20 protein-coding genes and 4 pseudogenes are annotated in these 26,484 nt (G+C 40.3%); 22 read left to right on the top strand and 2 right to left on the bottom strand.

Annotation, left to right across the window (positions count from 1 at the left end):
* The first annotated feature begins 351 nt into the window (after nt 1–351).
* The 14 genes from EL097_RS09560 to pheT all read left to right on the top strand — a co-directional run bounded on the left by EL097_RS09560 (nt 352) and on the right by pheT (nt 14,176).
* Nucleotides 352–549, top strand: a complete 198-nt coding sequence (locus tag EL097_RS09560) for a F0F1 ATP synthase subunit C (protein ID WP_002985249.1) — start codon at nt 352–354, stop codon at nt 547–549.
* A 34-nt stretch (nt 550–583) separates the two neighbouring features.
* On the top strand, nt 584–1,300 hold the full coding sequence (gene atpB, locus EL097_RS09555) for a F0F1 ATP synthase subunit A (protein ID WP_003047872.1): 717 nt from the start codon (nt 584–586) through the stop codon (nt 1,298–1,300).
* A 17-nt stretch (nt 1,301–1,317) separates the two neighbouring features.
* Entirely contained in the window at nt 1,318–1,812 is a 495-nt protein-coding gene (atpF, locus tag EL097_RS09550) for a F0F1 ATP synthase subunit B (protein ID WP_003047875.1), read from the top strand.
* Nucleotides 1,812–2,348 (top strand): F0F1 ATP synthase subunit delta, encoded by a 537-nt coding sequence (locus EL097_RS09545; RefSeq protein ID WP_003047878.1) that lies wholly within the window; start codon nt 1,812–1,814, stop codon nt 2,346–2,348. Before atpF ends, EL097_RS09545 begins: the two co-directional genes overlap by 1 nt.
* Before the next feature lie 15 nt (nt 2,349–2,363).
* A complete protein-coding gene (gene atpA / locus EL097_RS09540) occupies nt 2,364–3,869 on the top strand; it encodes a F0F1 ATP synthase subunit alpha (protein WP_003047881.1) in 1,506 nt (501 codons plus the stop codon).
* 18 nt (nt 3,870–3,887) lie between these two features.
* Nucleotides 3,888–4,763 carry a F0F1 ATP synthase subunit gamma gene (locus EL097_RS09535; RefSeq protein WP_003047882.1) on the top strand — a complete coding sequence of 292 codons (876 nt, stop codon included), beginning with the start codon at nt 3,888–3,890 and terminating at the stop codon, nt 4,761–4,763.
* 160 nt (nt 4,764–4,923) lie between these two features.
* Nucleotides 4,924–6,330 (top strand): F0F1 ATP synthase subunit beta, encoded by a 1,407-nt coding sequence (gene atpD / locus EL097_RS09530; protein ID WP_003047885.1) that lies wholly within the window; start codon nt 4,924–4,926, stop codon nt 6,328–6,330.
* 12 nt (nt 6,331–6,342) lie between these two features.
* Nucleotides 6,343–6,759, top strand: coding sequence for a F0F1 ATP synthase subunit epsilon (locus EL097_RS09525; protein WP_003047887.1), 417 nt, complete (start codon nt 6,343–6,345; stop codon nt 6,757–6,759).
* A 299-nt stretch (nt 6,760–7,058) separates the two neighbouring features.
* A complete protein-coding gene (locus tag EL097_RS09520) occupies nt 7,059–7,295 on the top strand; it encodes a DUF1146 family protein (RefSeq protein WP_003047892.1) in 237 nt (78 codons plus the stop codon).
* Between the two features lie 64 nt (nt 7,296–7,359).
* Nucleotides 7,360–8,634 (top strand): UDP-N-acetylglucosamine 1-carboxyvinyltransferase, encoded by a 1,275-nt coding sequence (gene murA / locus EL097_RS09515; RefSeq protein WP_099983021.1) that lies wholly within the window; start codon nt 7,360–7,362, stop codon nt 8,632–8,634.
* A gap of 3 nt (nt 8,635–8,637) precedes the next feature.
* A complete protein-coding gene (locus tag EL097_RS09510) occupies nt 8,638–8,826 on the top strand; it encodes a DNA-directed RNA polymerase subunit beta (RefSeq protein WP_003047898.1) in 189 nt (62 codons plus the stop codon).
* A 35-nt stretch (nt 8,827–8,861) separates the two neighbouring features.
* Nucleotides 8,862–9,728, top strand: a complete 867-nt coding sequence (locus EL097_RS09505) for a DNA/RNA non-specific endonuclease (RefSeq protein ID WP_003047901.1) — start codon at nt 8,862–8,864, stop codon at nt 9,726–9,728.
* 282 nt (nt 9,729–10,010) lie between these two features.
* Complete coding sequence (pheS, locus tag EL097_RS09500; RefSeq protein ID WP_003047904.1) at nt 10,011–11,054, top strand: phenylalanine--tRNA ligase subunit alpha; 1,044 nt, start codon at nt 10,011–10,013, stop codon at nt 11,052–11,054.
* A 716-nt stretch (nt 11,055–11,770) separates the two neighbouring features.
* Nucleotides 11,771–14,176 carry a phenylalanine--tRNA ligase subunit beta gene (gene pheT / locus EL097_RS09490; RefSeq protein ID WP_039994813.1) on the top strand — a complete coding sequence of 802 codons (2,406 nt, stop codon included), beginning with the start codon at nt 11,771–11,773 and terminating at the stop codon, nt 14,174–14,176.
* A 34-nt stretch (nt 14,177–14,210) separates the two neighbouring features.
* On the opposite strand, the pseudogene EL097_RS10985 reads toward pheT, so the two are convergent.
* A pseudogene (locus EL097_RS10985) lies at nt 14,211–14,503 on the bottom strand (integrase core domain-containing protein); the annotation flags it as partial.
* Between EL097_RS10985 and EL097_RS09480 the strand changes: the two are divergent.
* The 3 genes and pseudogenes from EL097_RS09480 to EL097_RS09470 all read left to right on the top strand — a co-directional run.
* Nucleotides 14,447–14,658, top strand: a pseudogene (locus EL097_RS09480) (IS3 family transposase); the annotation flags it as partial. The pseudogenes EL097_RS10985 and EL097_RS09480 overlap by 57 nt on opposite strands.
* Nucleotides 14,659–14,782: 124 nt before the next feature.
* The gene (locus tag EL097_RS09475) at nt 14,783–15,160 is read left to right on the top strand and encodes an OsmC family protein (protein WP_003047922.1); all 378 of its coding nucleotides are present in this window, start codon (nt 14,783–14,785) and stop codon (nt 15,158–15,160) included.
* Nucleotides 15,153–15,575: pseudogene (locus tag EL097_RS09470) on the top strand (DUF1722 domain-containing protein). Before EL097_RS09475 ends, EL097_RS09470 begins: the two are co-directional and overlap by 8 nt.
* A 370-nt stretch (nt 15,576–15,945) precedes the next feature.
* On the opposite strand, the pseudogene ypfJ reads toward EL097_RS09470, so the two are convergent.
* Nucleotides 15,946–16,850, bottom strand: a pseudogene (ypfJ, locus tag EL097_RS09465) (KPN_02809 family neutral zinc metallopeptidase).
* 175 nt (nt 16,851–17,025) lie between these two features.
* On the opposite strand from ypfJ, the gene rexB reads away from it, so the two are divergent.
* The 5 genes from rexB (at nt 17,026) to rpsU (ending at nt 26,291) form a co-directional block, all read left to right on the top strand.
* Nucleotides 17,026–20,250, top strand: coding sequence for an ATP-dependent nuclease subunit B (gene rexB / locus EL097_RS09455; RefSeq protein WP_003047933.1), 3,225 nt, complete (start codon nt 17,026–17,028; stop codon nt 20,248–20,250).
* The gene (gene addA / locus EL097_RS09450) at nt 20,247–23,879 is read left to right on the top strand and encodes a helicase-exonuclease AddAB subunit AddA (protein ID WP_003047936.1); all 3,633 of its coding nucleotides are present in this window, start codon (nt 20,247–20,249) and stop codon (nt 23,877–23,879) included. Before rexB ends, addA begins: the two co-directional genes overlap by 4 nt.
* Before the next feature lie 138 nt (nt 23,880–24,017).
* Entirely contained in the window at nt 24,018–25,133 is a 1,116-nt protein-coding gene (locus EL097_RS09445) for an aminotransferase (RefSeq protein WP_003047939.1), read from the top strand.
* A 67-nt stretch (nt 25,134–25,200) separates the two neighbouring features.
* The gene (locus EL097_RS09440) at nt 25,201–26,013 is read left to right on the top strand and encodes a transporter substrate-binding domain-containing protein (RefSeq protein ID WP_003047942.1); all 813 of its coding nucleotides are present in this window, start codon (nt 25,201–25,203) and stop codon (nt 26,011–26,013) included.
* A gap of 101 nt (nt 26,014–26,114) precedes the next feature.
* Nucleotides 26,115–26,291, top strand: coding sequence for a 30S ribosomal protein S21 (gene rpsU, locus EL097_RS09435; RefSeq protein ID WP_000048058.1), 177 nt, complete (start codon nt 26,115–26,117; stop codon nt 26,289–26,291).
* The last annotated feature ends 193 nt before the right edge of the window (nt 26,292–26,484 follow it).

Raw genomic sequence — 26,484 nt, 5'->3', positions numbered from 1 at the left:
TAAAAAAGAAAAACTCCTGAAGCATGATAACATAAGCGTTTCAAGAGTTGGTTGACACCATGATTATTAAATCATTTTTAATGACACCGTATAAAAAGAGAGTTTATCTACGTTCTGAAAGGGCGTAAGCCGTTTTTCTGCTGATTTGGAGCTTTTGGAATCTGTCTGTCTTTTTGTTATAATGAAAGTGTGACTCTATTTTTTAAAAGAAAATCTCAACCTTTTTAGCAGATTTTGCAAAAGGTTAGTATTAGTCTAAGAAAGCGTACCCAGACTGAAGAAATCTGTTGACATTCTTAATTTTAAGGAATAGAATAGCAAAGTAAAAAAATTTTTAAGGAGTATTCTACTATGAATCCTATTTTCGCATTGGCTTTGGCCTGTTTTGGTGTTTCTCTTGCTGAAGGTTTCTTGATGGCAAACCTTTTCAAAGCAGCTTCTCGCCAACCAGAAATCATTGGTCAATTACGTTCGTTAATGATCTTGGGTGTTGCCTTTATCGAAGGTACTTTCTTCGTTACCCTTGTTATGGCCTTCATTCTTAAATAACAGCCTATTTTATAATAGAAAAGGAGGGTGTTAGATGGAAGAAGCTAAAATACCTATGCTAAAGCTTGGTCCAGTAACCTTTAATTTGACCCTACTTGCTGTTTGTATTGTCACAATTGCGATTGTCTTTGCCTTTGTTTTTTGGGCAAGTCGCCAAATGAAATTGAAACCAGAAGGGAAACAAACTGCCTTAGAGTATTTAATCAGTTTCGTAGATGGTATCGGAGAAGAGCACTTAGATCATAACTTACAAAAATCTTATTCGCTATTACTCTTTACTATTTTTCTCTTTGTGGCTGTCGCTAATAATTTAGGGCTATTCACTAAGTTAGAGACAGTTAATGGCTATAACCTATGGACCTCGCCAACAGCCAATTTGGCTTTTGACCTCGCCTTATCTCTCTTTATTACCCTAATGGTGCATATTGAAGGGATTAGACGTCGTGGCTTGTTTGCCCATTTGAAACGTTTGGCTACACCGTGGCCAATGACTCCGATGAATTTATTAGAAGAGTTCACAAATTTCTTATCACTTGCCATTAGGTTATTCGGTAATATCTTTGCCGGGGAAGTTGTTACAGGTTTGATTGTTCAACTGGCAAATTATCGTATCTATTGGTGGCCGATTGCTTTCCTAGTCAATATGGCATGGACAGCCTTTTCAATCTTTATTTCCTGCATACAGGCTTTCGTTTTTACAAAACTGACAGCGACCTATCTAGGAAAGAAAGTTAATGAATCAGAAGAATAAGGAAGGAGAACAAACGAATGTCAATCACATTTGGTGAACTCGTTGGGAATTTTATTCTAGTAACAGGTTCTGTAATCGTCTTGTTACTCTTGATCAAAAAATTCGCTTGGGGTGCAATTGAATCGATTTTACAGACACGCTCACAGCAAATATCACGCGATATTGATCAGGCTGAGCAAGCTCGGTTAAGCGCTCAAGAGTTAGAGGCAAAAAGTCAAGCCAACTTAGACGCTAGCCGTTCAGAAGCAAGTAAAATCATCAGTGATGCCAAAGAAATTGGTCAATTACAAGGTGACAAATTAGTGGCAGAGGCTACTGATGAAGCAAAACGCTTGAAAGCAAAAGCGTTGACAGATATTGAACAAAGTAAATCAGATGCTATTTCAGCAGTTAAAACAGAAATGTCTGATTTAACCGTTCTTTTAGCGGAAAAAATTATGGGAGCTAATCTTGATAAGGCGGCACAAAGTCAGCTTATTGATAGTTATCTTGATGACTTAGGAGAAGCTTAATGACCAAAAAAGAACAGGCTCTTATCGAGCAATATGCAAAAAGCCTTGTTGAGGTGGCAAGCGAACATGATTGTCTTGACACCTTACAAGCTGATGTGCTTGCCATTTTAGAGACTTTTGAGACAACTAATCTTGATCAAAGTCTATCAAGTCTAGCTGTAACGCATGCTGAAAAAATGCAATTGGTAACCTTATTAAAAGGAAATAATTCTGTTTATATGAATAATTTCTTAGACCTCATTTTACAAAATGAACGTGAAGCTTATTTGTATCAAATGCTTCAGGCTGTTTTAAATGACATCGCAACAGTTTCAAATCAATATGATGTTACCGTTACCTCATCACTACCTTTGACTGAGGATCAAAAAAGTCGCGTCCGTGCAGTTGTAGCAAAGAAATTTGCTGTAACAGCAGGTCGTTTAATTGAAAAAGTAGATCCTTCGCTCATTGGAGGATTTATTATCAGCGTCAATAATAAAGTAATTGATACCAGTATTCGTCGTCAATTGCAAGCATTTAAAATGAATTTAAAATAGAAAGTGGTGTGACTTTTGGCAATTAATGCACAAGAAATTAGCGCTTTAATTAAAAAGCAAATTGAAAACTTCCAGCCAAATTTCGATGTCACAGAAACTGGAATCGTTACCTATATTGGTGACGGTATTGCACGTGCCCGTGGATTAGATAATGCCATGAGTGGTGAACTTCTTGAATTTGAAAATGGTGCCTATGGTATGGCTCAAAACCTTGAGTCAAATGACGTAGGTATTATTATTCTTGGTGATTTTTCAACAATCCGTGAAGGAGATGTGGTTAAGCGCACCGGTAAAATCATGGAAGTACCAGTTGGTGAAGCTCTCATTGGACGTGTGGTAAACCCACTTGGACAACCAGTTGATGGCTTGGGTGATATTGAAACAACTGGCTTTAGACCAGTTGAAACGCCAGCCCCTGGTGTTATGCAACGTAAATCTGTTTCTGAACCGTTACAAACGGGATTAAAAGCTATTGATGCTTTGGTTCCTATTGGTCGTGGACAACGTGAGTTGATTATTGGAGACCGTCAAACAGGGAAAACATCGGTAGCTATTGATACGATTTTGAATCAAAAAGGCCAAGATATGATTTGTATCTATGTGGCTATTGGCCAAAAAGAATCAACCGTTCGTACACAAGTTGAAACCCTTCGTCGTTACGGTGCCTTGGATTATACTATTGTTGTGACAGCGTCAGCTTCACAACCCTCCCCATTGCTCTTTATCGCTCCTTATGCGGGTGTTGCCATGGCCGAAGAATTTATGTACCAAGGTAAGCATGTTTTGATTGTCTATGATGATTTATCAAAGCAAGCGGTAGCCTATCGTGAATTATCTCTCTTACTTCGTCGTCCACCAGGACGTGAAGCTTATCCAGGGGATGTTTTCTACTTGCATAGCCGTCTTTTGGAACGTTCAGCAAAAGTTTCCGATGACTTAGGTGGTGGGTCGATTACAGCTCTACCATTTATCGAAACACAAGCAGGAGATATTTCTGCTTATATCGCAACAAACGTTATCTCAATTACAGATGGGCAAATTTTCTTGCAAGAGAACCTTTTTAATTCAGGGATTCGCCCAGCCATCGATGCTGGTTCATCTGTCTCGCGTGTTGGTGGTTCCGCTCAAATCAAAGCCATGAAAAAGGTGGCAGGTACTCTACGTTTGGATTTGGCTTCCTATCGTGAATTAGAAGCCTTTACCCAATTTGGTTCAGACCTTGATGCTGCAACACAAGCAAAACTTAACCGTGGTCGCCGTACAGTTGAAATTTTGAAACAACCATTGCACAAGCCATTACCTGTTGAAAAACAAGTGGTTATTCTTTATGCTCTTACTCATGGTTTCTTGGATGATGTTCCAGTAGATGATATTTTGGCCTTTGAAGAAGCTCTTTATGACTACTTTGATGTTCATTACAATGATTTATTTGAAACTATCCGTACCACAAAAGACCTTCCTGAAGAAGCTGACCTTGATGCGGCTATTAAAGCTTTCAAAGATCAATCAAACTTTAAGTAATAGAGGGAGGATACTAGTATGGCAGGCTCTCTAAGTGAAATTAAAGCCAAAATTATTTCAACTGAGAAAACAAGTAAAATCACTAGTGCCATGCGTATGGTTTCTTCTGCAAAACTTGTTAAATCAGAGCAAGCAGCTCGTGATTTTCAAATTTACGCATCAAAAATTCGTCAGATTACCACAGACCTTTTGAAATCAGAGCTAACAACAGGTTCTGATAATCCGATGTTGGTGTCTCGTCCTGTTAAAAAAACAGGCTACATTGTCATCACCTCTGATAAAGGTCTTGTTGGTGGTTACAATTCCAAAATCTTAAAATCAATTATGGATATGATTATGGAATATCACGCTGATGGTGATTACGAAATTATTTCTATTGGTAGTGTTGGTTCAGACTTTTTCAAGGCAAGAGGCATGAATGTTGTATTTGAACTTCGTGGACTTGCTGACCAACCTAATTTTGAGCAAGTACGACAAATCATTTCACAATCAGTTGATATGTTTGTCAATGAGATTTTTGATGAATTGTATGTTTGTTACAATCACCATGTCAACAGTTTAACCAGTCAGGTGCGTGTTCAACGAATGCTGCCAATTTCTGACTTGGTTGCTGAAGAAGCAGCAGAAGAAGGCGTTACTGGGTTTGAATTGGAACCAAATCGTCGTGACATTTTAAATCAGTTGTTGCCTCAATTCACTGAAAGTTTAATTTACGGTGCTATTATTGATGCAAAAACAGCTGAACATGCAGCAGGGATGACTGCCATGCAGACAGCGACAGACAATGCTAAACATGTTATTAACGATTTAACCATCCAATACAACCGAGCTCGTCAAGCAGCGATTACACAAGAAATTACAGAAATTGTTGCAGGAGCAAACGCACTAGAATAACAATAACGCTGACTTAGCGCTTAGTTAGTGTCAGCTTTCAGTTTTATCAATCTAGATAAAATGACTTATAGGACTTTTCTACTGAAAGGCTACTATTTTCAGCAGAAAAGAGGTTAGCAAGTCTGACCAATCCCTAACTATCGAATATAAGGAGAAATGAATGAGCTCAGGCAAAATTGCTCAGGTTGTTGGTCCTGTAGTAGACGTTGTGTTTGCTAGTGGTGATAAACTTCCAGAGATTAATAATGCATTGATTGTTTATAAAGATAGTGATAAAAAGCAAAAAATCGTCCTTGAAGTTGCCCTTGAACTTGGTGACGGTATGGTGCGAACAATCGCTATGGAATCAACTGATGGGCTTACACGTGGATTAGAAGTTCTTGATACTGGTCGTGCGATTAGTGTGCCAGTAGGTAAAGAAACCTTAGGTCGCGTCTTTAACGTTCTTGGTGAAACCATTGACTTGGAAGAACCATTTGCAGATGATGTGGACCGTCAACCTATCCATAAAAAAGCACCAGCATTTGATGAATTATCAACATCATCAGAAATTCTTGAAACAGGTATCAAGGTAATTGACCTTCTCGCCCCTTACCTCAAAGGTGGTAAAGTTGGACTTTTCGGTGGTGCCGGAGTTGGTAAGACCGTTCTTATCCAAGAATTAATCCACAATATCGCTCAAGAACACGGGGGAATTTCAGTATTTACCGGTGTCGGTGAAAGAACACGTGAAGGCAATGACCTTTACTGGGAAATGAAAGAATCAGGCGTTATTGAAAAAACCGCCATGGTTTTTGGTCAGATGAACGAGCCACCAGGAGCACGTATGCGTGTTGCCCTTACTGGTTTGACCATTGCTGAATATTTCCGTGATGTGGAAGGTCAAGACGTTTTGCTCTTTATTGACAACATTTTCCGCTTCACTCAAGCTGGTTCAGAAGTATCAGCTCTTTTAGGGCGCATGCCTTCTGCCGTTGGTTACCAACCAACACTTGCTACTGAAATGGGACAATTGCAAGAACGTATTACCTCAACTCAAAAAGGGTCTGTTACCTCAATTCAGGCTATTTATGTGCCAGCCGATGACTATACTGACCCAGCACCAGCAACTGCATTTGCTCACTTGGATTCAACGACTAACCTTGAGCGTAAATTAACCCAAATGGGGATTTACCCAGCGGTTGATCCATTGGCTTCAAGCTCGCGTGCCCTTTCACCAGAAATTGTCGGCGAAGAGCATTATGCTGTGGCAACAGAAGTTCAACGTGTGCTTCAACGCTACCGTGAATTGCAAGATATTATCGCTATCTTGGGGATGGATGAATTGTCAGATGAGGAAAAAACATTGGTTGGACGTGCGCGTCGTATCCAGTTCTTCCTCTCACAAAACTTTAACGTTGCCGAACAGTTTACAGGTCTTCCAGGTTCTTATGTGCCAGTTGCTGAAACAGTTCGCGGCTTTAAAGAAATTCTTGAAGGAAAATATGATCACCTTCCAGAAGATGCTTTCCGTGCAGTTGGTCCAATCGAGGATGTGATTAAAAAAGCCAAAAAAATGGGCTTTTAGTGAGGTGATGCCATGACACAAATGACGGTTCAAGTGGTAACGCCAGATGGAATCAAATATGATCACCATGCTAAATTTATTTCTGTAACAACACCAGATGGGGAGATGGGGATTTTACCTAATCACATCAATTTGATTGCGCCTTTGCAAGTCCATGAAATGAAAATTCGCCGAGGTGGTGAAGATGAAAAGGTGGACTGGATTGCTATCAATGGTGGTATTATTGAAATCAAAGATAATGTGGTTACCGTTGTCGCTGATTCTGCAGAACGTGACCGTGATATCGATGTCAGCCGAGCAGAGCGAGCAAAACTAAGAGCAGAACGTGAAATTGCACAGGCTGAAACAACCCACAATGTTGATGAGGTTCGTCGTGCTAAGGTTGCCTTGCGCCGCGCCTTGAATCGTATCAACGTTAGTAGAAAATAAGAACTGTTAATAAAGGTAAGGAAAAATAAGAAGGGTTTCCAAATCATTTTTAACTGTTCCTAGTCTTTCTAACACCAGTTTTTGAGAGTTTGACCTTATTGCTTTTTTGGACAAATCATCATTGTCAGGAAAAGTCATATGGGGAACTCTTTTTTGTTGTATTCATGTTGTTAGGGAGAAGCTAGTGGCTCTGAGAAAGGTGACCTTCAAAGAAGTTAGTGAAGGAGAACTGTTAATGGTTTAGAGACCTCCTTCCCTGCTGAGTTGGACGGATCAAGATGGTATGTTATAATAGGTCTATGGAATTATTAATAAAAATCATTGCCTTTTTATGCCATCTATTTTTTATTGGCCTTAGTTATCAACTACTGATTAGCGTGATTGACTGGACAAAGGTGAGTCATCACTGTCCAGACAACCTTGGTCGGCTACGACTTTTTGTCTTTTTATTGGCCATTGCCTTAGGGTATTTGGTGAGTCATTTTATGCTGGAATTGATTCAAATTAGCCAGACCCTCTTTTTTGAGTTTCGCTAATACGGAAATAAAGGAAGTATGGTATAATTTTACTACGATTATGAGTTAAATAAGGGAGAAGATTGTGGATAAAATAATCATTGAAGGTGGTCAGACACGGTTAGAAGGAGAAGTTGTTATTGAGGGAGCTAAAAATGCTGTTCTTCCCCTACTAGCAGCGACCATCTTGCCCTCAGAAGGAAAAACAATTCTCAGAAATGTTCCCATTCTTTCCGATGTTTTCACCATGAATAATGTGGTACGTGGTTTAGGTATTAGCGTTGAATTTAATGAAGCAGCCAATGAAATTACCGTTGATGCTTCAGGCAGCATTTTAGATGAAGCTCCTTATGAGTATGTGAGTCAGATGCGTGCTTCTATTGTTGTTTTGGGACCTATTTTAGCGCGAAATGGCCATGCCAAGGTATCTATGCCAGGTGGTTGCACTATCGGTAGTAGACCTATTGATTTGCACTTAAAAGGATTAGAAGCCATGGGGGCAAGGATTACTCAAAAGGGTGGTGATATTACAGCTCAGGCTGATCGCCTAAAAGGGGCAATGATCTACATGGACTTTCCATCAGTTGGTGCCACTCAAAACTTGATGATGGCTGCAACCTTGGCTGATGGAGTGACGGTCATTGAAAATGCTGCGCGGGAGCCAGAGATTGTGGATTTGGCCCAATTATTAAATAAAATGGGAGCAAAGGTTCGGGGAGCTGGTACAGAAACGTTGACCATCACTGGAGTTACAAGCTTACATGGGGTTGAACACGATGTGGTTCAAGACCGTATTGAGGCTGGTACTTTTATGGTTGCAGCGGCGATGACTTCAGGAAATGTCTTGATTAGAGATGCTGTTTGGGAACACAACCGTCCTTTGATTTCCAAGTTAATGGAGATGGGGGTTTCTGTCACAGAAGAAAAAAATGGTATTCGTGTCCAAGCGGACACACCAAATCTCAAACCTGTAACGGTGAAAACCTTGCCTCATCCTGGTTTTCCTACTGATATGCAAGCACAATTTACGGCTCTTATGGCAGTTGTCAAAGGGGAATTCACCATGGTTGAGACTGTCTTTGAAAATCGTTTTCAACATCTGGAAGAAATGCGACGCATGGGCTTACAATCTGAAATTCTGCGTGATACAGCAATGATTCATGGTGGTAAAGAATTGCAAGGAGCGCCAGTCATGTCAACAGATTTACGTGCCAGTGCCGCCCTTATCTTGACAGGAATGGTTGCCCAAGGAACAACAACGGTTAATAACTTGACCCACTTGGACCGTGGCTATTATCAATTTCATAATAAGTTGGCTAAATTAGGGGCTACCATTCGTCGTGTAAGTGATGAGGATTAGCCTATGACAAATGGTTGGAGATATGTGTTAAGACAATTATTACTCATCATAGGGATTGCCCTATTGGCTTGCTTGTTTTTAGCCATTGGCTTGATGATTGGTTATAGTTTTATGGGAGATGGTCACAATCCCTGGTCCATTTTATCTATGGATAAATGGGCAGAATTAGTGAATAAATTTACTGGAAAGTAGGCCTAGCCTACTTTTTATAGCATCTGAGAGGATATATGTTAACAAAGAAAAAACGAACAAGAGCCCTTAATTCCTTGCTATTGATTTTATTAGTTTTGGGATCGAGTTACCTTGCTAAAAGCGATTTAATTGCCAGTAATCACCCTATCAAGCAATTTTATCAAACCCTTGTTGGGGAGAAGAAGGAGTCATCACTCACAAATAATAACTTGCAGGCTGATGTTCCCACAGAAGCTCTGGCAGCATCTGTATTAACTCATTCAATCAAAGAGCAGCTAGGTGCTGATATTCAGTGGAATGGGGCTGGAGCCTTTATTATTAACCAGAATAAAACAGATTTGAATGCAGCGGTGGCCAGTCTGCCTTATGCCAACAATGAAACCAAATGGGTGCAAGGGCAAAAGGTTCCCACCAGAGCCAATGCCTTACTTGATAAGTCAACACGGCAATATCGAGACCGCTCGCAACTTGATAAAGGTTACCGTTCATTTAAGCCAGCAGGTTGGCACCAATTGTATCCTTTAAAAGGAAGTTATGACCATGCGGTGGATAGAGGGCATTTGCTAGGTTATGCTTTAATTGGCGGGCTGAAAGGTTTTGATGCATCCACTAGCAATCCCAACAATATTGCTACTCAACTAAGCTGGGCCAATCAGGCGGATAAATCTTATGCAACAGGGCAAAATTACTATGAAGGCTTAGTACGTCGTGCTTTAGATAAGGGACATCGCGTCCGCTACCGTGTCACCCTGCTTTATGATGGTGATAATTTACTAGCAAGCGGTAGCCATTTGGAGGCCAAATCAGCTGATGGCAGCTTGACTTTTAACGTGTTTGTTCCAAATGTCCAACCAGGATTGACCGTTGATTATCGGACGGGACAGATAGCCATTAATCCCTGAGTGAAAAGTCACTGATTTAGGATTGTCACTAAGCACTTTTTTTGATAAAATAAAACTAATTGAATAAGTGTCTATGAGACTAGTACTATTAGGGAAATTAACAGGGAGTGGAGGCCGTGACTGGAAGCCTTCTTAAGGGAACTATTAGGAATTCACTCAGCTAAAGACAATTAATTAAGGTCTGATGACATCAGATAAAAACGGATGGTACCGCGTGTCAACGCTCCGCTTATGAAGTGGAGTAGTGGCACGCTTTTTTCATCGCCAAAAGAAGGGAATATAATGGACTTACAAGCACAATTAGAAGAATTAAAGACAAAAACGTTGGAGACCTTGCAGTCTTTGACTGGTAATCACAGCAAGGAACTGCAAGATTTGCGGGTGGCTGTTCTTGGGAAAAAGGGCTCTTTGACTGAATTACTCAAAGGCTTGAAAAATTTATCCAATGATTTGCGTCCTGTGGTCGGTAAACAGGTAAACGAGGTTCGTGACCTATTGACAAAAGCCTTTGAAGAACAAGCTAAGATTGTCGAATCTGCTAAGATTCAAGCACAGCTTGATGCTGAAAGCATTGATGTCACCTTGCCAGGGCGTCAAATGACTCTAGGTCATCGTCATGTGTTAACGCAAACCAGTGAAGAAATTGAAGATATTTTCTTGGGGATGGGCTTTCAAATCGTTGATGGCTTTGAAGTGGAGAAAGATTATTACAATTTTGAGCGCATGAATTTGCCAAAAGATCACCCTGCCCGTGACATGCAAGACACATTCTATATCACAGAGGAAATCTTGTTACGGACTCACACCAGTCCTGTACAGGCTCGCACACTTGATCAACATGATTTTTCAAAAGGGCCTTTAAAAATGGTTTCTCCAGGTCGTGTTTTCCGTCGTGACACCGATGACGCTACCCACTCTCACCAGTTCCATCAAATTGAAGGCTTGGTTGTGGGTAAAAATATTTCTATGGGTGACCTCAAAGGAACTCTCGAAATGATTATCAAGAAGATGTTCGGTGAAGAACGTAGCATTCGTTTGCGCCCTTCATACTTCCCATTTACAGAGCCATCGGTTGAGGTGGACGTTTCTTGCTTTAAGTGTGGCGGTAAGGGCTGTAATGTCTGCAAGAAAACAGGCTGGATTGAAATTCTTGGTGCTGGTATGGTTCACCCAAGTGTTTTGGAAATGTCAGGTGTTGATGCTAAAGAATACTCAGGATTTGCCTTTGGTTTAGGTCAAGAGCGGATTGCCATGTTGCGTTATGGCATTAATGACATTCGTGGCTTCTACCAAGGAGACCAGCGTTTCTCTGAGCAGTTTAAATAATAGAAATATCAATCACTATCCCTTTGTCAGTAGATTTTGTCTATACTGGCTGACAAAGCGCAGCCAATTCATTAAGGTGTTTATGTGATTCAAGAAATTACGATTGATCTCATAAAAAAGAAGAGGTTAAGGTGCTTAGAAGCTTAGTTATTCAACCCTTTACGGAGACCTTCAGTGGACACAATACTTTAGAACAACTGGAGGAATCTTTCAAGGAAGATGACAATTTAGAAAAAGTTAGTCAAAAGATTGAGGATTCAGAGAGTCTAGTGTGTTTTTACGTTTGAATGGAAAAGTTGTTGGCTACCTCAAACTATATTTGAGAACTGCTCAAACTGAACAGGAATTAGAAGTTGCTTTTGAAATTTTATGAATTTATAGTTGTAACTATCTGGTTCAGTTTGCCTTGGAAAAGCTTGCGATTCTGAGAAAACTTGGGTCTGGTTGGGTGTTTGGGAACATAACTAGAAAATACAAAAGTTCTATGCTAAGTTTGGGGTTGAAAAACTCTCTGAGCATAGCTTTACAGTAGGAGATTTGGTGGCTACTGATCGGTTGATGAAAAAATCATTATGATCTAAAGAAAATGTTAATTAAGGGAGCAAGGTCTCTCTCATTTCAAAACAGACACTTGTTTTGAACTTAAAATACGAAAGGAAATACTCAAATCAAGGCTTGGGAGCATTCTCTAGTCGAGTGATTTGGGCACTAAAATTATGTTAGTATCTTATAAATGGTTAAAAGACTTAGTAGATATCGATGTGACACCAGCAGCACTTGCTGAGAAAATGTCAACAACGGGTATCGAGGTAGAAGGGATAGAAGTCCCTGCAGAAGGTTTGTCGAAATTGGTTGTGGGGCATGTGCTTTCTTGTGACGATGTGCCAGAGACACATTTGCATCTGTGTCAGGTAGATACAGGTGATGAAACTCCTCGTCAGATTGTGTGTGGCGCACCAAATGTGAGAGCAGGGATTAAGGTCATCGTAGCTGTGCCGGGGGCTCGTATTGCTGATAACTATAAAATCAAAAAAGGTAAAATCCGTGGCATGGAATCCCTTGGAATGATTTGTTCACTGCAAGAACTTGGTTTGTCAGATAGTATTATTCCAAAAGAATTTTCAGATGGTATTCAGATTTTACCAGAAGATGCGGTGCCAGGTGATGCCATTTTTAAATACCTAGACTTGGACGATAGTATCATTGAATTATCCATTACACCTAACCGTGCTGATGCCCTGTCTATGCGTGGTATGGCACATGAAGCAGCTGCTATTTATGGCAAGTCTGTATCATTCCCAGAAAAAAATCTACAAGAATCTGATAAGGCAACTTCAGCAGCCATTGAAGTGGCGATTGCCTCTGATAAAGTTCTGACTTACGCTAGCCGTGTTGTTGAAAATGTAAAAGTCAAACCAAGCCCACAATGGTTGCAGAACCTTTTGATGAATGCTGGTATTCGCCCTATTAATAATGTGGTTGACGTGACCAATTATGTGCTCTTGTACTTTGGGCAACCCATGCATGCTTTTGATTATGACAAATTTGAAGACCATAAGATTGTGGCGCGTGCGGCTCGTCAAGGAGAAAGTTTAGTCACACTTGATGGTGAAAAACGTGAATTGACCACTGAAGATCTTGTTATTACCGTGGCTGATAAACCAGTTGCTTTAGCTGGTGTCATGGGTGGTCAAGCCACTGAAATTGATGCCAACTCTCAGACGGTTGTTCTTGAAGCCGCTGTTTTTGATGGCAAATCGATTCGTAAAACAAGTGGTCGTTTAAACCTTCGTTCGGAATCCTCTTCACGTTTTGAAAAAGGTGTTAACTATGCAACTGTTTTAGAAGCGCTTGACTTTGCAGCTGCCATGTTACAAGAACTGGCAGAAGGCCAAGTTTTATCAGGTCGTGTTCAAGCTGGTCAATTGCCAACAGAACCTGTTGAGGTGTCAACTAGCCTTGATTATGTGAACGTTCGTTTGGGAACAGAATTGACCTTTGCTGATATTCAAAGGATTTTTGATCAACTTGATTTTGGACTGACAGGAGATGAAACAAGCTTCACGGTAGCTGTTCCACGACGTCGTTGGGACATTAGCATCCCAGCTGACTTGGTAGAAGAGATTGCGCGTATTTACGGTTATGATAAGTTACCAACAACCTTGCCAGAGGCAGGAGGAACAGCGGCAGAATTAACGCCAACACAGGCTCTTCGTCGTAAAGTCCGTGGCTTAGCTGAAGGATTGGGCTTGACTGAAATCATTTCTTATGCCTTGACAACACCGGAGAAAGCTGTTGAGTTTGCAGTGGCACCAAGTCATCTGACAGAACTCATGTGGCCAATGTCTGTGGAACGTTCGGCACTTCGTCAAAATATGGTTTCAGGCATGCTAGACACGGTTGCTTATAATGTAGCGCGTAAGCAAGGTAACCTGGCCCTTTATGAAATCGGAAAAGTTTTTGAACAAAAAGCCAATCCAAAAGAAGAATTACCTAACGAAATCACTCATTTTGCTTTTGCTATTTGTGGCTTGGTAGCACAAAAAGATTTCCAAACCCAAGCTCAGGCAGTTGATTTTTACCATGCCAAAGGTCTTTTGGATACTCTTTTTGATAACCTCAACCTTAATGTTCAGTATGTGCCAAGCAAAGACCTAGCAAGCATGCACCCAGGACGTACAGCGCTTATCCTGTTAGATGAGCAGGTTATTGGCTTTGTTGGTCAGGTTCATCCCGGAACGGCTAAAGCTTACAGTATTCCAGAAACCTATGTGGCAGAATTGAATATGGCTGCGCTGGAAGCTGCCTTACCTACTGATCAAACCTTTGTGGAAATCACCAAATTCCCTGCCATGACACGTGACATTGCCTTGTTACTTGACCGTGATGTGAGTCATCAAGCAATCGTATCTGCTATTGAATCGGCTGGCGTGAAACGCTTGACTAGTATTAAACTCTTTGACGTTTACGATGGGGCAACCATTCAGGCTGGTAAAAAATCCATGGCTTATAGCCTTACTTTCCAAAATCCCAACGATAATTTAACGGATGAAGAAGTGGCCAAATACATGGAAAAAATTACCAAAGCATTGACAGAGCAAGTCGGCGCTGAAGTACGCTAAAAAAACACCCCAAAAGTTAGACAAAATAGTTAAGCTAATGAGTTATTCTTCCAAATTCTACAGGTGAGAGATACCCTAAAGCCGAATGCAACCGTTTAGGGTTATAGTAAGTCAAAAATCTCAAGCTGAGCTTGTTCAATGGTTGCGAAATGAGCATCATTGACAAGCTCTCTTTTTAATGTTTTGCCAAAGGATTCCATGAGTGCCTTATCGTATGGATCTCATACGGGACTGACATTTTTTCCGTCTAAGCAGGTGCTGAAATCGTGCCCCAGTATATTGAGAACCTCGGTCTGTATGGACGATGAGCTCTTCTTTAGGTCTTTGAAATCTAAAATGTTTATGGATTTAAGAAGGTGTTTGCTTCCCTGGAAGTTTTGGAAACGGCTATTTCAGAGGATATTAACTATTACCACCACAATCGCATCAAACTAACGTTAAAAGGACTGCGTCCTGTGCACAGGACGCAATCCTTAGCTTAAATATAATTTCTAACTTTTTGGAGGGCACTACATAGAAGTACAATTCTTTTCTGTTATAATAGGGGAGAAAGAACTCCAAGTCAACTTATTGGAGAAAAAGATCAAAAGGTGGAGGAAAATCAGAATGTATCAGGCAAAAATAACAGGTGACAGCCTTTACCACACGGTTTCAGAAGGTTATGGTGAAGCTATTACCTTATTTGGAAAAACTGATCAAGGTGAAACTCCTATGAGTTTACTGGTCATTGCCTTGTCTTCTTGTGTGACCATGTGTGTGCAAGGTTTTTACTATCGTCAATTTAAGCAAGACAAACTTGCGATTTCTGTTGCGGCTAGTTATGAGGAAGAAACTTTTGAACTGCTTGTTAGGATTGATGACGCTTTAGATGACAAAAAGAAAGCAGATTTATTAGCCTACATTGGAACTTATTGCCGTGTGAAACAACTCCTTAAACCCGAAGTTACAGTGGCCATTACTTTGGAAGGGCAACCTCATGCCTGATGTTAGTTTGATAACTTACCAAAAACAATGGGCTTGTCCAAAAGTATTGGGTCATGGCACATTCGCAGCAGCATTACAATGCTTTGAGAGAATTATTTAAAGGAAATCAGTGGTCAGAAGAAACGATTTTGGCTTTTTGTTGCTTGATTGAAGAAGCACAAGGCATTCCTTCGACTACGTAAATCTTACGGACGACTTGTCAACATGTTTGGGGCTATATTAAAAAGTAGCCAGTCAAGTAGAAAAAGAGCACTTTAACTTGTTAGATACCCACCTATTTAGACATGCCATCTGAGCAAATGCTTTGTTTTGTACAAGCATGACAGCGTGTTACAAGCCTTCTTATCTAGCGAATTCCCGTTTGATGGCACATGCCTCTAAGGTTGAAAGTAGGTTAATAGCTTATATAGGTTGAGCTGGGAAGAGAGGAAAGGCTTCTTTAAGTCTTGATAACGGCCTATTAATGGCGACTAGCAAAAGGTTATTGAAATATGAAAAGAGCAGAGCTTGTGGTTATTTTTTGAGTTTAAGTCTTGATGAATAGCAGTCAAAAAAAGCATACTTACATGGCATGGTTCAGATTGAGGAAAAAGTTCACTTAGGACAATTTTTCTTCAATCTTTTTTTGCTCTTCTAAAAAGAATAACTCCTGAAACGCGATAAAATAGGCATTTCAAGAGTTAGTTGACATCGTGATCATTAAATCATTTTCATTGACACCTTCTAAAAAAGAGTTTGTCTAGGTTTTGAAACATACCTAATGGCATGCTTTTTTCTTTATTGTGTTACAATTTACCATAGGAGACGCTAAAGGTATCACCGTGATCAAAATCACCATACCGGTAACCGCGGTCAAACCAGCGTTGTCGTTGTTGAGATGTTTCATGTGTGAAACTGTCAGAAACTGCCTTATCATAGGTCTCTTTTTGCAAGATATCATCTCCAACGGCATGGGCAGCAGCCATGGCTTCTTCGATGTCCCCTTTTTCTAAGAGCCCCTGACCTTGGACATCATTAGCTCAGGCACCAGCGTAGTAATCAGCTTGTAATTCCAATTTGACGTTGAGCTGATTGGCTTCAATCTTTGATTTTCCTTGTCTGGCGCTAGCGTAATCATCCATGGTGCCGATTTCATTTTGAATATGGTGGCCAACTTCGTGGGCAATGACATAGGCCATGGCGAAATCATCCTTAGCGCTGTACTTGTTAGATCATTCATCATAAAAAGAAATGTCTAAATAGACTTTCTGGTCACTTGGACAGTAGAAAGGTCCCGCAGAGGCTTGACCTCTCCCACATGCTGTTTGGGTTGCCCCAGTGTACAAAACCAAAGTTGGTTTGTGATAGGTTAGGCCTTTGTCACGAAATTGTTTGGTCCAATAATCTTCTGTTGATGCAAAGACTTTGCTGACAAATGTTACTTGTTCTTGGCTAGCTTTGTCCCCACTTGTACGAGTAACGTGGCTAGACTGGTAGGCATTGTTATTATTAGACGAGCCACCTGTTAATAGACTCCCACCACCCATGACCAGAATAAGTAATAAGATAACTAGCTTGGTTTTCCAGCCTCCTCTTGAAAAAACAGTTGGAGAAGATGGCCTCCACCATTACCTCCTCCACCAAAAGAAGCAGATGATTGCCCACGTCTATCTTCAACTTGTTGGCTTTCTCTCAAATTATCCGTTTTCATAAGTATCCCTTCATTTTCGTCCTGCTATTATTATAAAATAAATTAATGAGAACTGCTTGTTTTAGTACCTGAAACCGCTATCTTTCTATGCTCTTATGGAGACTAGAAATAGGAAAAGCAGTAGGGATTTGCTATAATATAACAAAGATAAATTCAGTCCAAATAAAGGAGTTCCATGAAACTAATTTACACAGAGATGGCCTACTCAATGACAGAGATTTTGGTAGCTGAGGCAAGGCAGGCTGCTCGTCAGGGTTATCGCGTATTTTATCTTGCGCCCAATTCCCTCTCCTTTGAAAAAGAAAGAGAGGTGCTGACTCTCTTACCTGAACGAGGCTCTTTTTCAATCACAGTCACACGATTTGCTCAGATGGCTCGGTACTTTACTTTTACGAGTTCTCGTCCAAAACAGCATTTGGATGATATGTCTCTGGCCATGATTTTTTATCGTGCCTTGATGACGTTAGGTCCTGAAGAACTGTCTGTTTATGGTCGGTTAAAAGATGACCATGCTTTTGTTAAGCAGTTGGTTGACTTGTATAAGGAATTACAAACTGCTCATATAAGTGTTTATGAGTTAACTGATTTAGACACGCCAGAAAAGCAAGGAGACTTGATCAAGATAATCAGTCTTGCTGAGCATATCATGGCTCAACAAGATTACAACCAAGACACCTCTTTGATGACCTTTGCGAGGGCAATTGAAGCTGGTCTATTGAATGACCAATTGGCAAACACCGTTATTATCATTGATGGTTTTTCACGTTTTTCTGCTGAAGAAGAGTATCTCTTGTCTTTGTTAAATGATACCTGCCAGGCAGTTGTGATTGGCAGTTACATTAGCCAAAAAGCCTACCAGAAATCCTTTATCAAAGGAAATATTTATGAAGCAAGTCGTCACTTTTTACAAGACCTTGCTCAGAAGTACCAGACTAAGCCCGTATTTGCTGTTTCTGAACAAACCTTTGCTCCAGCCTTTTCAAGGTTAACTCAATTAGTGGAAGCCAATCATGATTTTTCCCAACTGGATTGGCAGTTGCAGGAGGAAGATAAGGCATCTATTCATCTTTGGCAAAGCCCTCACCAAAAAGAAGAAATAGAACACGTGGCCAAGGCCATTCGTGAAAAACTCTACCAAGGGTATCGCTATAAGGATATTTTAGTTCTGTTAGGAGATGTCGAAGCCTATCAGTTGCAAATTGGTCCTATCTTTGACAAGTTTGAGATTCCTTATTATTTAGGAAAAGCAGAGCCTATGACTGCCCATCCTTTGGTTCAGTTTATAGAATCTCTTGAGCGAAGTTTGCGCTATAATTGGCGCCGTGAGGACATTTTAAATTTACTAAAATCAGGTCTTTTTGGAACCTTTACAGACCAAGACATTGATCGGTTTGAAGAATACCTTCAGTTTGCAGATATTAAAGGGTTCACCAAATTTTCAAGACCTTTTACCATAAATTCCTCTCGTCATTACCCACTGGAGCTGTTAAACGTGATAAGAGAGGCGGTCTTTTCTCCGTTACAAACGTTATTTAAAAGTCAAAAGCAACTTGGAGCTTCTTTGATAGACAAGCTCATGGCTTTTTTTAAGGTTATTCAACTGTCTGAAAATATGAAAAATTTGGGACAAAGTCAGCTAGAAATAGAAAAAAATGAAGAAGTTTGGAAAACATTTTCAGACAGTTTAACCTCTTGTTATCAGATTTTCGGGCAGGAAAAATTAAAGTTGGCAGACTGTTTAGCACTTATCAAAATGGGAATGCAATCCGCCCATTATCGGGTTGTACCAGCGACCTTGGATGTCGTATCGGTAAAATCTTATGATCTGGTTCAGCCTCATTCAAAACCCTTTGTCTATGCCATCGGTCTTACCCAATCTCACTTTCCAAAACAAGTGACAACAACGGGGCTTCTGTCAGATCAAGAACGTGTCAGGGTAAATGAAAGCTTGAACAGTTACCAACATTTTGATATTGCCAGTGCGGAAAATAGCCAGAAAAATCACCAAACTGCTCTATCTCTGTTTAATGCTGCTACTAAAGAATTGGTTCTTAGCGTGCCAACAGTGGTCAATGAACTGTCAGACGACCTCTCTCCTTACCTCAAGGAATTGATGGCGCTTGGATTTCCTCTTTTGGATAAAGGAAAAAATTGCTTATCCTATGCTGCCAGTGATATTGGCAATTACAAGGCCCTTTTATCACGTGTTATTGATATTAATCGTCAGGCCATACTAGCTGATATGACGGATCAAGACAAGACTTTTTGGACGGTTGCCTTGCGTTACTTGAAACGACGATTAAGGGAAAAGCAGTTAACCCTTCCAACTCAAGATAATCACTTGGCAACAAAACCCTTGACTCCCCAAGTCATTGAAGCTCGATTTCCAAGTGATCGTCCTTTAAATCTATCTTCGACTGCCTTGACGGTCTTTTATAATAACCAGTACAAGTATTTTCTACAATATGTTTTGGGCTTGCAAGAAGCTGAATCCATCCATCCTGATGCCAGAATTCATGGTCAATATTTACACCGCGTGTTTGAATTAGTCATGAAAGATCAGACAGCAGAATCCTTTGACAATAAATTGACCCAAGCCATTCATCACACCAATCAGGAGCATCTTTTTCAGCAGGTTTATCAAAATAACGCTGAAGCGAGGTACAGTTTAGACCTACTAGAAGATATTGCCAAGTCAACTGCCTCTATTTTACGACTTAGCCAAAATGTCAAGGTTATTAGCCAAGAAAAATCCTTTGAACTAAATGTGACAGATCAGGTGCTGGTTCATGGTGTTATTGACCGGATTGACCAATTAGATGATGGTAGTTTAGGAGTTGTTGACTATAAATCTAGCGCTAGCCAATTTGATATTGGAACATTTTACAATGGCTTGAGCTCGCAACTAATTACATACCTCGCTGTTTTACAGCAGCAGTTTGAACCAGCTGATCAAGAGCATTTATTTGGAGCTATGTATCTGCATCTACAGGATCCTAAAATGGATTTATCAGCTTTCAAAACCCTAGATGACAAACTGGTTGAAAGCCTTTATAAGGCATTAACTTATAAAGGTATTTTCTTGGAAAATGAAAAAGAGCATTTGGCGACGGGTGCCTACCAAATTAGAAATGCCCTTTATTCGGTGGATGAGCTTCAAACCCTCTTGGCCTATAACAATCACCTTTACCTTAAAGCAGCAGAACACATCAAAAAAGGGCACTTCCTGATTAACCCTTATACCAGTGATGGCAAGTCTGTGCAAGGAGACCAACTAAAAGCCATTACCCGATTTGAAGCAGACCTTGACTTAGGTCAAGCAAGGCGATTGTTGACCCTGCCTGCTAGAAATAAACGAGATAACTTTTTAAGTCTAATGAGAGAGGAGGACAACTTGTGATAACATTTGAACCCTTTTTAAGCCCAGAAGCTATTGCTCAATTACAAGAAACAGAAAGCCGTAGTCAAGCAGCTCAAAAAAGAACCCCCCAGCAGATTGAAGCCATATACAGTAGCGGTCAAAATATCCTTGTGTCAGCCTCTGCTGGGTCAGGAAAAACCTTTGTGATGGTAGAACGCATTCTTGATAAAATCCTGAGAGGAGTTGCTATTGATCGGTTATTTATTTCCACCTTTACCGTTAAGGCAGCTACGGAATTGCGTGACCGTATTGAGAAAAAATTGTATGCTCAAATCGCTCAAACGACAGATTATCAGCTAAAAGCCTACCTAACAGAGCAGCTGCAGACCCTGTCTCAGGCAGATATTGGCACCATGGATGCCTTTGCCCAAAAGTTGGTCAATCACTATGGTTATAGCATTGGTTTGTCGCCTCGATTTCGTATTATGCAAGATAAGGCCGAGCAAGATGTTTTAAAACAGGACGTTTTTAGCAAGCTATTTGAAACCTTTATGGCACAAAGTGATTCTTCTTTGTTCAAAGCACTGGTTAAAAATTTTTCTGGTAACCGAAAAGATGCATCCGCTTTTAGAGATCTGATTTATAGCTGTTATTCTTTTAGCCAATCTACCGAAAACCCAAGAGAATGGTTGCAAGAAACGTTCTTAAAAGCAGCAAAAACCTATCAGCGCCTTGAAGATATACCTCTGCAAGACATTGAATTATTGTTGGCAAGCATGCATGATACCGCAGATCAGTTAAGAGATTTGACTGACATGGAAGAATATGGTCAACTGACCAAGGCTGGTAAACCAACGGTCAAATATATTAACCACCTAAAGGTTATTGAAAATCTTCATCATTGGGCGCGGGATTTTGACCATCTCTATGGTAGGCAAGGAATTGGCCAATTGGCTAAAGACTTGACCACAATGCTCCCTTCTGGCAATGACGTGACTGTTGCTGGTACCAAGTATCCTATTTTTAAAGCCTTACACCAAAAATTAACACGCTTTAGACACTTAGAGACGATTTTGGCATACCAAGGGGAAAGTCTTCCTTTGTTGGAAGTGTTGCAACGTTTTGTCGTAGCCTTTTCAGATGCCTATCTGGCCGCTAAGATGCAAGAAGCAGCCTTTGAATTTACAGATATTGCCCATTTTGCCATTCAGATTTTAGAAGAAAACCCTGACATCAGACAGGCCTACCAGCAGCAGTATCACGAAGTCATGGTTGATGAATACCAAGATAACAACCACATGCAGGAGCGCTTATTAACTTTATTATCAAATGGTCATAATCGTTTTATGGTTGGTGATATGAAGCAATCCATTTACCGATTTCGACAAGCAGATCCTCAAATTTTCAATCAGAAATTCAAAGACTATCAGGCTCATCCTGAGCAAGGGAAGCTTATTTTACTGAAAGAAAATTTCCGAAGCCAATCAGAAGTTTTGGATGCCAGTAATGCTGTTTTTAGCCATTTGATGGATGAATCTCTGGGAGACATTTTATACGATGAGCAACATCAGTTGGTTGCTGGTAGCGATGCCCAAAAAGTGTCCTATCCTGAACATCGTGCTAAATTATTGCTTTATAACACTGACCGAAATGACGAAGTAGAAGAGGAAGATTCTGATGGCTTATCACCTAATGAGGTGAATATTGTTGCCAAAGAAATCATCCGATTGCATAATGACCAAGGAGTACCTTTTGAAGACATCACCCTTCTTGTCTCAACAAGGACAAGAAATGATGCTATTTTTCATGCCTTTAATCAGTATGGTATCCCACTAGTAGCTGACGGTGGTCAGCAAAATTACCTCAAATCGGTTGAAGTCATGGTCATGTTGGATACCTTGAGAACCATTAATAACCCAAGGAATGATTATGCCCTTGTTGCCCTGTTGCGCTCACCAATGTTTGCCTTTGATGAGGACGAATTAGCAAGGCTGGCGCTTCAAAAAGGCAGTGACCAAGATACTACTTGTCTTTATGACAAATTGGAAAAGGCCTTACTTGGAACGGGTGCTCACTCAGACTTAGTGCATGATGAGTTAATGGCAAAATTAAGTGGTTTTATGGAAACCTTAAAGAATTGGCGTCGTTATGCTAAAATCAAATCTTTGCATGACCTCATTTGGAAAATTTTCAATGACCGATTTTACTTCGATCTGGTTGCTAGTCAAGCCAAGGCTGAGCAGGCCCAAGCCAATCTTTATGCGCTAGCCCTGCGTGCCAATCAATTTGAGCAATCAGGATACAAAGGGTTATCTCGCTTTATTGGCATGATTGACAAGGTGTTAGAAACGAAAAATGATTTAGCAGACGTTGAAGTAACTAGTCCTAAGCAAGCGGTCAATCTCATGACGATTCACAAATCCAAGGGATTGGAATTCCAGTACGTGTTTATCCTTAACTGTGACAAACGCTTTGCCATGACAGATATTCATGCTCCGTTTATTTTAAATCGTCAGCAGGGTATTGGAATCAAGTACTTGGCTGATGTTAAGGAGCTTTTGGGTGAAGAAACCTTAGCGTCAGTCAAAGTGAGTATGGAAACCTTGCCTTATCAGTTGAATCAGCAAGAGTTACGCTTGGCAACCTTATCTGAACAAATGCGGCTGTTGTACGTTGCCATGACACGAGCTGAGAAACAACTTTTCCTTGTTGGAAAAGCCAGCAAGCAAAAAAGCCAAGAGTTGACAGATGGTAAGTATACTGGTAAGTTGTTGCCTTTAGCGCTTCGAGAACAGTTGATGACTTTCCAAGACTGGCTCTTGGCTATCACAGATACCTTCACCACTGAAGACCTTTGTTTTGATGTGTGCTTTATTGAGGATAGCGACTTAAGTCCAGAGGTTATTGGTCAACTTCAAAATCCACAAGTATTACATCCAGACAACCTCAAGGATAACCGTCAATCTGCGGACATTGTGCGTGCCTTAGATATGCTAGACAAAGTGTCTCAATTAAATGCTGGCTATGAAGCCGCCATCAATCTCCCAACGGTTCGCACACCTAGCCAACTAAAGGCTTCCTATGAGCCCTTGTTAGACTCAGAGGGGGTAGAGGTCATGGAAAAAACTTACCACACCTCTACAGCCTTTACTTTACCTGATTTTTCAAAACAGGTCAGAGTTGACGCTAGCCAAGTTGGGTCAGCCCTCCACCAATTGATGCAGGCTATTCCCTTGGCTTATCCAGTAACAGCCAAAACAATCGCACATGCTCTAGAGCAACTAGAGTTGGACCAAGCGGTTAAGGCAGCTCTTGATATGGTGAAAGTTGAGCAATTCTTTGATAAGACAGTCTTGGGGCAGCAGTTTCAGATCTATCACAGGAATTTGTACAGAGAAGCGCCTTTTGCCATGTTAAAAACAGATCCTATTAGTCAAGAAGACTATGTTGTTCGGGGAATCATTGATGCTTTTCTCTTATTTGAGGATCATATTGAACTAGTGGATTATAAAACGGATAAATACCAAAATTCTTTGGAGTTAAAAAACCGTTACCAACAACAGTTGACTTTATATGCAGAAGCCCTTACTCAGACCTATGGTCTTCCTGTAACCAAGAAATATTTGGTTCTAATGGGAGACAAAAAATTGGAAATTGTCAATATCTGATTATCTCATCATGTCCTTAGCATCCCCTTTTATCCAAGGCTAAAAGGAATCGAAAAGTCCCATTAGACCTTCCATGGAATAAACTATTTTTTATCTATATTTGAATGCTACAATTATAATAACAAAGGAGAACCTATCATGAAATTACCAGCTTTTGGTGTTGAGGAATGGCTTAATCAGCATGAAAAAGAAGCCATCTATGACATTGCAGGATCCACCATTGCTTCCTTAACGTTAGAAGAATTGTTTGAGGTGACAGGAGAGGATTCTCAAGCTTTTTACCAAAACTTGCATCAAAAACCGTTGAACTATGGTTGGATTGAAGGGTCTCCTGACTTTAAAAAAGGGGTTGCCAACCTTTATCAAAACTTAGAGCCTGAGAATATTTTACAAACCAATGGCGCAACAGGAGCTAATTTTGCAGTTTTATATGCTTTGATTGAAGCAGGTGATCATGTCATTGCCCACTATCCCAGCTACCAGCAACTTTACGATATCCCCGAGTCACTAGGGGCAACAGTTGACTATTGGCAGGTCAAAGAAGACCTGAACTGGCTTCCTGATTTAGACGTATTAGAACAACTCATTCGTCCCAATACCAAACTAATCACTATCAATAACGCCAATAACCCAACCGGAGCTTATATGAACAGGGATTATTTAGACACATTAATCGCCATTGCTAAAGCTCATGACCTTTATATAGTAAGCGATGAAGTGTATCATTCCTTTGCCTCCGATCACTTACTAGGCATTGCTGACTTGTATGACAAAGGAATTTCAGTCAATAGCATGTCTAAGACCTTTTCCCTACCAGGCATTCGGGTAGGTTGGCTTGCAGCCTCTGAGGAAATCGTAGAACTTCTCAGAACCTATCGAGATTACACCATGATTTGTGCAGGCGTCTTTGATGACATGGTGGCTGCGCTAGCCTTAAAACATGCCCCAAAACTCTTGCAAAGGAATCGACAAATTCTCACGAGAAACTTAAACCTTCTAGATAATTGGGTGCAACAAGAAGAAAAAGTATCTTATGTCAAACCCAAACAAGTCTCTACAGCTTTTGTGAAATTGGCAATTGAAGAAGCGATTGAACCCTTTGCCTTACGTTTATTACGAGACTACGGTACTCTAGTTGTGCCTGGTAATCGCTTTGACCGCGATAAGCATGTTCGGATAGGCTATTGCTGCCAGCCTGAAATTCTTCAAGCAGGTCTATCAGCTCTGTCAGAAATGTTGAAAAATATTCAGTAAATAGTTGACCTTTGAATAATAATGCAATATAATAGACTTCATCATTAAGAAAAGGAATAAATATACTATGAAGATTAAAAAAATGATGGTCGGTCTCATTATCTGTCTGCTTGTTATTCCTTTAGTGGCATGTGGCAAAGCAGAAAAAGTGAATCACCAAGACAGTATTAAAAAAGCAGGGAAATTGGTTGTGGCGGTTAGCCCGGACTACGCACCTTTTGAATTCAAAGCTTTGGTCAATGGGAAAGATACCATTGTCGGGGCAGACATTCAATTAGCTCAGGCTATTGCAGATGAATTAGGGGTTAAATTAGAGCTTTCCTCAATGAGCTTTGACAATGTCTTGTCGAGCCTTCAGACAGGTAAAGCAGACATGGCTATCTCTGGTCTATCTTACACCAAAGAAAGAGCCAAAGTCTATGATTTTTCAACCCCTTATTATGAAACTGAAAATGCTGTACTAATGAGAGCTACAGATGCTAAGACAGTTAAGGACATAACCAGTTTAGCTGGCAAAAAAGTGGCAGCTCAAAAAGGCAGCATTGAAGAGGGATTGGTCAAAACACAGTTACCAGAAACTAATCTGATTTCTTTAACCGCCATGGGAGAAGCCATCAATGAATTAAAATCTGGACACGTTTATGCCGTTGATTTAGAAGGGCCTGTTGCAGCTGGCTTTTTAGCGCAACATAAGGATTTGGCTTTAGCACCATTTAGCTTAAAAACCAGTGATGGCGATGCCAAAGCAGTGGCTCTTCCTAAAAATAGTGGTGACCTAACTAAAACCGTCAACAAAGTTATTGCTAAATTGGCTAAAGATAATCAGTATAAAGCCTTCATCCGAGAAGCAGCAGCCCTGACTGGAAACATCGTGGAATAAATCTCCTTTAAAGATGAAAAAGAGGATTGACTTTTTCCGAAAAATAATATAATATAGATTGGAACGTGAAAATGTTACAATATCTTGAGGAGGTGAAACACATGTCAAAAACAGTAGTACGTAAAAATGAATCTCTTGACGATGCTCTTCGTCGCTTCAAACGTTCTGTTACTAAAGCTGGTACTCTTCAAGAATCACGTAAACGTGAATTCTACGAAAAACCTTCTGTAAAACGTAAACGTAAATCAGAAGCAGCTCGCAAACGTAAAAAATTCTAATATGAGATAGTAAAAGCAGTCCTAATTTTTAGGACTGTTTTTGTTAGTTAGATTTAGTATAACTAAGCCACCTGCTTGCTAAGTGATGGTTAGGTATAAGAAGTAGGGTCAGAACGCAGACAAAGTTTATTTTTAGAAGGTGTTAATGAAAATGATTTAATGATGATGTCAACTAATTTTTGACACGCTTATA

The sequence above is a fragment of the Streptococcus canis genome (genome assembly GCF_900636575.1).
In the GTDB taxonomy this organism is placed as follows: Bacteria; Bacillota; Bacilli; order Lactobacillales; family Streptococcaceae; genus Streptococcus; species Streptococcus canis.
Note: the sequence above shows the minus strand (reverse complement) of the source record. Positions and strands in the feature narration are given on the sequence as shown.

Excerpts from the sequence above, each read along its gene's own strand:
- EL097_RS09560 (WP_002985249.1), top strand. The coding sequence starts at position 352 with ATGAATCCTATTTTCGCATTGGCTTTGGCCTGTTTTGGTGTTTCTCTT.
- atpB (WP_003047872.1), top strand. The coding sequence starts at position 584 with ATGGAAGAAGCTAAAATACCTATGCTAAAGCTTGGTCCAGTAACCTTT.
- atpF (WP_003047875.1), top strand. The coding sequence starts at position 1,318 with ATGTCAATCACATTTGGTGAACTCGTTGGGAATTTTATTCTAGTAACA.
- EL097_RS09545 (WP_003047878.1), top strand. The coding sequence starts at position 1,812 with ATGACCAAAAAAGAACAGGCTCTTATCGAGCAATATGCAAAAAGCCTT.
- EL097_RS09535 (WP_003047882.1), top strand. The coding sequence starts at position 3,888 with ATGGCAGGCTCTCTAAGTGAAATTAAAGCCAAAATTATTTCAACTGAG.
- atpD (WP_003047885.1), top strand. The coding sequence starts at position 4,924 with ATGAGCTCAGGCAAAATTGCTCAGGTTGTTGGTCCTGTAGTAGACGTT.
- EL097_RS09525 (WP_003047887.1), top strand. The coding sequence starts at position 6,343 with ATGACACAAATGACGGTTCAAGTGGTAACGCCAGATGGAATCAAATAT.
- EL097_RS09520 (WP_003047892.1), top strand. The coding sequence starts at position 7,059 with ATGGAATTATTAATAAAAATCATTGCCTTTTTATGCCATCTATTTTTT.
- EL097_RS09510 (WP_003047898.1), top strand. The coding sequence starts at position 8,638 with ATGACAAATGGTTGGAGATATGTGTTAAGACAATTATTACTCATCATA.
- EL097_RS09505 (WP_003047901.1), top strand. The coding sequence starts at position 8,862 with ATGTTAACAAAGAAAAAACGAACAAGAGCCCTTAATTCCTTGCTATTG.
- pheS (WP_003047904.1), top strand. The coding sequence starts at position 10,011 with ATGGACTTACAAGCACAATTAGAAGAATTAAAGACAAAAACGTTGGAG.
- pheT (WP_039994813.1), top strand. The coding sequence starts at position 11,771 with ATGTTAGTATCTTATAAATGGTTAAAAGACTTAGTAGATATCGATGTG.
- EL097_RS09475 (WP_003047922.1), top strand. The coding sequence starts at position 14,783 with ATGTATCAGGCAAAAATAACAGGTGACAGCCTTTACCACACGGTTTCA.
- rexB (WP_003047933.1), top strand. The coding sequence starts at position 17,026 with ATGAAACTAATTTACACAGAGATGGCCTACTCAATGACAGAGATTTTG.
- EL097_RS09445 (WP_003047939.1), top strand. The coding sequence starts at position 24,018 with ATGAAATTACCAGCTTTTGGTGTTGAGGAATGGCTTAATCAGCATGAA.
- EL097_RS09440 (WP_003047942.1), top strand. The coding sequence starts at position 25,201 with ATGAAGATTAAAAAAATGATGGTCGGTCTCATTATCTGTCTGCTTGTT.
- rpsU (WP_000048058.1), top strand. The coding sequence starts at position 26,115 with ATGTCAAAAACAGTAGTACGTAAAAATGAATCTCTTGACGATGCTCTT.